The sequence below is a fragment of the Zoogloea sp. genome (assembly GCF_028693495.1).
Lineage (GTDB): Bacteria > Pseudomonadota > Gammaproteobacteria > Burkholderiales > Rhodocyclaceae > Zoogloea.
In genome coordinates this window covers 1-6,009 of record NZ_JAQUVG010000141.1, presented here as the reverse complement: position 1 = coordinate 6,009, position 6,009 = coordinate 1, and the positions used below count along the sequence as shown (strand labels likewise).

5 protein-coding genes and 1 pseudogene are annotated in these 6,009 nt (G+C 66.2%); 1 reads left to right on the top strand and 5 read right to left on the bottom strand.

All coding sequences use genetic code 11. The features are described from left to right. The 5 genes and pseudogenes from PHD22_RS15995 to PHD22_RS15975 all read right to left on the bottom strand — a co-directional run. Positions 1-464: pseudogene (locus PHD22_RS15995) on the bottom strand (type I secretion system permease/ATPase); the annotation flags it as partial. A gap of 28 nt (positions 465-492) precedes the next feature. Further along, the gene (locus PHD22_RS15990) at positions 493-1,155 is read right to left on the bottom strand and encodes a hypothetical protein (protein ID WP_299869134.1); all 663 of its coding nucleotides are present in this window, start codon (positions 1,153-1,155) and stop codon (positions 493-495) included. Between the two features lie 105 nt (positions 1,156-1,260). Beyond that, positions 1,261-2,658 carry a glutamate--tRNA ligase gene (gene gltX, locus PHD22_RS15985; protein ID WP_299869131.1) on the bottom strand — a complete coding sequence of 466 codons (1,398 nt, stop codon included), beginning with the start codon at positions 2,656-2,658 and terminating at the stop codon, positions 1,261-1,263. 81 nt (positions 2,659-2,739) lie between these two features. Next, positions 2,740-3,078 carry a P-II family nitrogen regulator gene (locus PHD22_RS15980; protein ID WP_299869128.1) on the bottom strand — a complete coding sequence of 113 codons (339 nt, stop codon included), beginning with the start codon at positions 3,076-3,078 and terminating at the stop codon, positions 2,740-2,742. A 66-nt stretch (positions 3,079-3,144) separates the two neighbouring features. Next, positions 3,145-4,764: an NAD+ synthase gene (locus tag PHD22_RS15975; protein WP_299869126.1), complete on the bottom strand. Its 1,620-nt coding sequence runs from the start codon at positions 4,762-4,764 to the stop codon at positions 3,145-3,147. 83 nt (positions 4,765-4,847) lie between these two features. Here PHD22_RS15975 and PHD22_RS15970 point away from each other — a divergent pair, with 83 nt between their 5' ends. Continuing rightward, positions 4,848-5,984 carry a GNAT family N-acetyltransferase gene (locus tag PHD22_RS15970; RefSeq protein ID WP_299869123.1) on the top strand — a complete coding sequence of 379 codons (1,137 nt, stop codon included), beginning with the start codon at positions 4,848-4,850 and terminating at the stop codon, positions 5,982-5,984. The last annotated feature ends 25 nt before the right edge of the window (positions 5,985-6,009 follow it).

Here is a 6,009-nt window from a genome sequence, read left to right as displayed (position 1 = left end):
ATGGGGTTGATCAGGAAGATCACCAGGATGTAGAGCATGGCCAGAGGCACGTCCATCATGGCCCCCATGGCATGGCTGGAAAGGAAGTCGCGTACCGTGCGCAGATCATTGATCGCCTGGGCACCCGCTCCCACGTTACGGCGCAGACCCGCTTCAAACACCGTATTGAAAAGACGCTCGCCCACCTGCCCGTCAAACTTGAGAGCTGCCTGATGAAGGACGCTGGTCCGCACCCACTGGAGCAACTCCATCATCGCGTAAAGGAAGACCACAGCGAGGGTCAGCATGACAAGGGTCGTGAAACTGCGGCTATTCACCACCCGGTCGTACACCTCCAGCATGTACAAGGTCGGCGCCATCACGAGGAGATTGATGAACAGGCTGAAGAACAGGGCCTTCTTGAACAGAGGCTTCTGGGTCATCAGGGCTTCGCGCAGTTCGGAGAGTTTTTCGCCGGGCTTCATCGCCACCTACCTAGTGAGTCAATATGGATCAGAGGGTCAGCGAGCTGCGCTGAACGGGAATATCGATACCGGCAGCATGGGGCACATCCACGTTCGGATCGATACGAATGTATTCGGGCATCTCGCCAGTGACCGCCAGTTCAGCCCCACCCTCCTCGGCCTCCGGCGTCTCTCCCGAGAGAACGAAGGACAAGCGGAAAGCGTCGTTGACCCGAGCCAGCGCGATCTCCCGCAATTTGTGCGTGGTGAAACGCTGAATGTCGGCTTCGGCCAGATCGAGCTGAAACCGCATCCGGCCATCCAGGGTGTACATGGACAACTGGCTTCCCCGGATACTCAAGGTATGACGGTCAAAATAAACCGGGGCACTCGGCTGAAAACGCAGCAAAGGCAAGCCCTTGTCGGGAAACCGGGAAACATTGAAAGGACTGGCCGGATGCTGGAACACCAGGCGGCAGGTGCGGGAAACGGAGTAGATGGCATTGCAGACCATCTGGGAGCCCACCTTGGGAAAGCGCTCCCTCAGATGACGGTACGCCAGGTGATGTAACCCCACCCGGTTCCAGCAGCGCGTCTCCTGCACCACCGGCGCAAGCGCGTTGCAGACCTCGGCAAAAGCCACCTGAAGCGCTTCGAGACGGAGCGACTGCTCGGGGCTGGTATTGAGAGGCACGTGCACAACGGAAGGCATGGATGGATGTTAACACAAAAGGTCCTATATGAATTCTCCTATATGAATTTTTTACGAGTCTTGCAAGCCGAGCCAGACCTGTGTGAGGCCCGGCGGCGTCCTTGTTTACAGCAGGCGGTCCAGGCGGGAGAGCACCAGCCCCTGCCCCAGGGTTTCCAGCACCCCATCGATGGACGGGGTCTGGGGCTGACCCAGGATGGCGACCCGCAGGGGAATCGCCACCTGGGGCATCTTGAGGCCGTGGGCGGTGCAGGTTTCCTTGATGGCGGCGCTGAGGGCGGCCTTCTCCCACGCGGCCTCCGCCAGCTTGCCGCGCAGGGTGGCCAGCGCGGCCCGGGCAGGGTCGGTGAGGTGCTGGGCCAGCATTTCGGGCGCCGGGTGCAGGTCCATGTAGAAAGGCTCGGCGGCGTCCGCCAGCTCGTTGAGGGTGCTGACCCGGTCCTTGTAGAGGGCGATCACCGCCTCCAGGGCCGGCCCGCTTTCCGGATCCACCCCCCGCCGGGCCAGGCGGCGGCTCACGTCGGCGGCCAGGCGGGCGTTGTCGGCCTGCTTGATGTAGTGGGCATTGAGCCAGTTGAGCTTTTCGGTGTTGAACTGGGCGGCCGAGGGCGTGATGTGATCCAGGTCGAACCATTCCACCAGCTGGGCGCGGGTAAAGATTTCGTCGTCGCCGTGGCTCCAGCCCAGCCGGGCCAGGTAGTTGATGACCGCTTCGGGCAGGTAGCCGTCGTCGTCGTACTGGGTGACGCTCACCGCCCCGTGGCGCTTGGAGAGCTTCTGGCCGTCGTCGCCGAGGATCATCGAGAGGTGGGCGTATTGCGGCACCACCGCGCCCAGGGCCTGCAGGATGTTGATCTGGCGCGGGGTGTTGTTCACGTGGTCGTCGCCGCGGATGACCTGGGTGATGCCCATGTCCCAGTCGTCCACACACACGCAGAAGTTGTAGGTGGGGGTGCCGTCGGCGCGGGCGATGATGAGGTCGTCCATTTCGGCGTTGCTGATCTCGATGCGGCCCTTGACCAGGTCATCCCAGGCCACCACGCCGTCCAGCGGATTGCGGAAGCGGATCACCGGCTGGACGCCGGCGGGGGGCTCGGGCAGGGTCTTGCCCTGCTCCGGGCGCCAGCGGCCGTCGTAGCGGGGCTTCTCGCCGCGGGCGCGCTGGGCTTCGCGCAGGGCGTCCAGCTCGTCGGGCGGCATGTAGCACGGATAGGCGCTGCCGGCCGCCAGCATTTCCTGGATCACCGCCTTGTAGCGCTCCATGCGCTGCATCTGGTAGAACGGGCCCTCGTCCCAGTTCAGGTCGAGCCAGCTCATGCCGTCGAGGATGGCCTGCACCGCCTCGGGGGTGGAGCGGGCCACGTCGGTGTCTTCGATGCGCAGGATGAACTGGCCTCCATGGCGCCGGGCGTAGGCCCAGGAAAACAGCGCAGTGCGCGCCCCTCCGATGTGCAGGTAGCCGGTGGGGCTGGGGGCGAAGCGGGTGCGGACGGTAGAGGCCATGGCGGGAATCCGGGAATAGAAAACGGGAAGGCCCGCATTCTACGCAAGGCAGCCTTCATCCCGCCAGACAGGGCGGCAGGCTCAGATGGCGGATTCGTTGGTTTCGCCGGTGCGGATGCGGACGACCTGCTCGACGGGCATCACGAAGATCTTGCCGTCGCCGATCTTGCCGGTGCGGGCAGCCTTGATGATGGCATCCACGGCCAGGTCCACCACATCGGTGGCCACCACGATCTCGATCTTGATCTTGGGCAGGAAGTCCACCACGTATTCGGCGCCCCGGTAGAGCTCCGTGTGGCCCTTCTGGCGGCCAAAACCCTTCACTTCCGTCACGGTCAGGCCGGTGATGCCCACTTCGGACAGGGCTTCCCGGACTTCGTCCAGTTTGAAGGGCTTGATGACGGCTTCGATTTTCTTCATTGGGGTTCTCCTCTTGGGGTCCGGCAACGGCGCCGGAGGGGCCTGCCAGGCAGGCCGGTTGGATGGTCAGGCATCCCGGTAGCGGGAGGTGATCGGGTAGCGCCAGTCCTTGCCGAAACCCCGCGGGGTGACCCGGACGCCCGGCGGCGCCTGGCGGCGCTTGTATTCGTTGCGCCGGAGCATGGCCACGGTACGCCGGACCTCGGCCTCGGGATAGCCCCGGGCGATGATTTCCGGCGGCGACAGGTCCTCTTCCATGTAGGCGGCGATGATGGCGTCCAGCACCTCGTAGGGCGGCAGGGAGTCCTGGTCGCACTGGTCGGGCTTGAGCTCGGCCGAAGGGGGTCGGGTCAGGATGTTGTCGGGGATCACCGGGCCGCCCGGCTGGGCATTGCGCCAGGCGCACAGGCGATAAACGAGGGTCTTGTAGATGTCCTTGATGACCGCAAAACCGCCGGCCATGTCGCCATACAGGGTGGCGTAGCCGGTGGCCATCTCGCTCTTGTTGCCGGTGGTGAGCACGATGGCGCCGGTCTTGTTGGAGAGGGCCATCAGCAGCATGCCGCGGATGCGGGACTGCAGGTTCTCTTCGGTGGTGTCCTCGGGCAGGCCGGCAAACTGGGGGGCGAGCAGGGCGGCAAAGGTCTGCATGGCCGGCTCGATGGGGATCTCGTCGTAGCGCACACCCAGCCAGCGGACCATCTCGCGGGAGTCGTCCAGGCTCATCTGGGCGGTGTAGGGAGAGGGCATCATCACCGCCCGGACCCGCTCGGCGCCCAGGGCATCGACCGCAATGGCCAGGGTCAGGGCCGAATCGACGCCCCCCGACAGGCCGATGAGCGCCCCCGGAAAGCCGTTCTTGCCCAGGTAGTCGCGTACCCCCAGCACCAGGGCGTCATACACGTCGGCCTCCACCGGACGGGCGTCCGGGACACCCTGATCCCGCCAGGCCCCGTCGTCAAAGCGCAGGACGCTGAGTTCCTCGGTAAAGGAGGCCCCCTGCCAGGCCAGCTCACCCTCCCCGTTCAGGGCAAAGGAGCCCCCGTCGAACACCAGCTCGTCCTGGCCGCCCACCAGATTGCAGTAGGCCACGGGCAGACCGGTGTCGGCGACCCGTTCGCGGATCACCTCATAGCGCTGCTGCTGCTTGTGGAGGTGGAAGGGCGAGGCATTGAGGACCAGCAGCAGCTCGGCCCCCGCGGCCCGGGAAACCTCGGCCGCGCCGGACTCCCAGACGTCGGCGCAGATGTTGACGCCCACCCGGTGGCCCTGCAGTTCAAACACGCAGGCATCGCTGCCGGGCTCAAAATAGCGCTCTTCGTCGAACACCTCGTAGTTGGGCAGCCGGTGCTTGAAATAACGATCCACCACCCGGCCATCACGGATCAGCGCGGCGGCGTTGTAGCGCAGGCCATCGACCTGGGCCGGATAGCCCACCAGCACGACAATCCCGTGCACCTGGGCAGCCAGGGCGTCGAGCTCGTCGGCACAGGCGCTCAGGAAGGCCGGGCGCAGCAGCAGGTCTTCCGGCGGATAACCGCACAGGGCCAGCTCGGGGGTGAGCACCACGTCGGCGCCCGCAGCCTTGGCCCGGGTCACCGCGTCCAGGATCCGGCGTGCATTGCCGGTGATGTCGCCCACGACACAATTGAGCTGGGCGACCGCGACGGTAAGGGGTGTTTTCATGGGGCAACACTATACCGCGAAGGACGGGGAACCCGCGCGGGGCGCATGCAGTCTGCCTCCTGAGCCTTGTTTCCCGACACCCCATGCCCGACTTCCGTCTCCACCCGAGCATCGCCGAACTCCCTGCCGACCAGTGGGACGCCCTGGTGGGCGGACAGCCCTGCCTCCAGCACGCCTTTCTGGACGCGCTGGAAACCTCCGGCTGCGTTGCGCCCCGCACCGGCTGGCACCCCCGGCATGCGGGCCTGTGGGATGAGGGCACCCTGCTGGCCGCCATGCCCCTCTACCTCAAGGAGCACTCCTACGGGGAGTATGTGTTCGACTGGGCGTGGGCCGACGCCTACCAGCGCCACGGGCTGGACTATTACCCCAAGTGGCTGTCCGCCCTGCCCTTCACCCCGGTGCCGGGCCGGCGCCTCCTGGGGGTGGACGACGCCAGCAGGCGCAGCCTGCTCGGGCACCTGCTGAACACCGTGGCCGCCTCGGGCGCCTCGTCCCTGCATGTGCTGTTTCCCGCCGCGGACGAGGCCCGCTGGCTGGCCGAAGCCGGGCTGGGAATCCGCCACGGTGTGCAGTTCCACTGGCAGAACGCGGACTACCGGGATTTCGAGGATTTCCTGGCGTGCCTGTCCCAGCCCAAGCGCAAGAAGATCCGCCAGGAGCGGCGCAAGGTGCAGGAGGCGGGGGTGAGCTTCCGGATCATCGAGGGCCAGGCCATCGGCACGGCGGAATGGGCCTTCTTTTACGCCTGCTACAGCCGGACTTATGCGGAACACCGCTCGACCCCCTACCTGAGCCGGGCCTTCTTCGAGGATCTGGGGCGGCGGCTGCCGCAGGCCTGCGTGCTGATGGTGGCGGAGCGCCAGGGCACGCCCATCGCCTGCAGCTTCTTCCTGCGGGAGCGGGAGGCCCTCTATGGCCGTTACTGGGGCGCGCTCGAATACCTGCCCTGCCTGCACTTCGAGGCGTGCTATTACCAGGCCATCGACTACGCGATCGGGCAGGGCCTGCAGCGCTTCGAGGGGGGCGCCCAGGGGGAGCACAAGCTGTCCCGCGGGCTGGAGCCGGTGCGCACGGTCTCGGCCCACTGGATCGCCGAGCCCCGCTTCCGGGATGCGGTCAGCCGCTACCTGGCCCAGGAGCGGGGCGGCGTGGAGGCCTATCTGGACGAGCTGTCCGAGCGCCTGCCCTTCCGGAGCGCTCCGGCCACGCCGGACTGAGCGCCGGCCCGGGTCAGGCCACGCT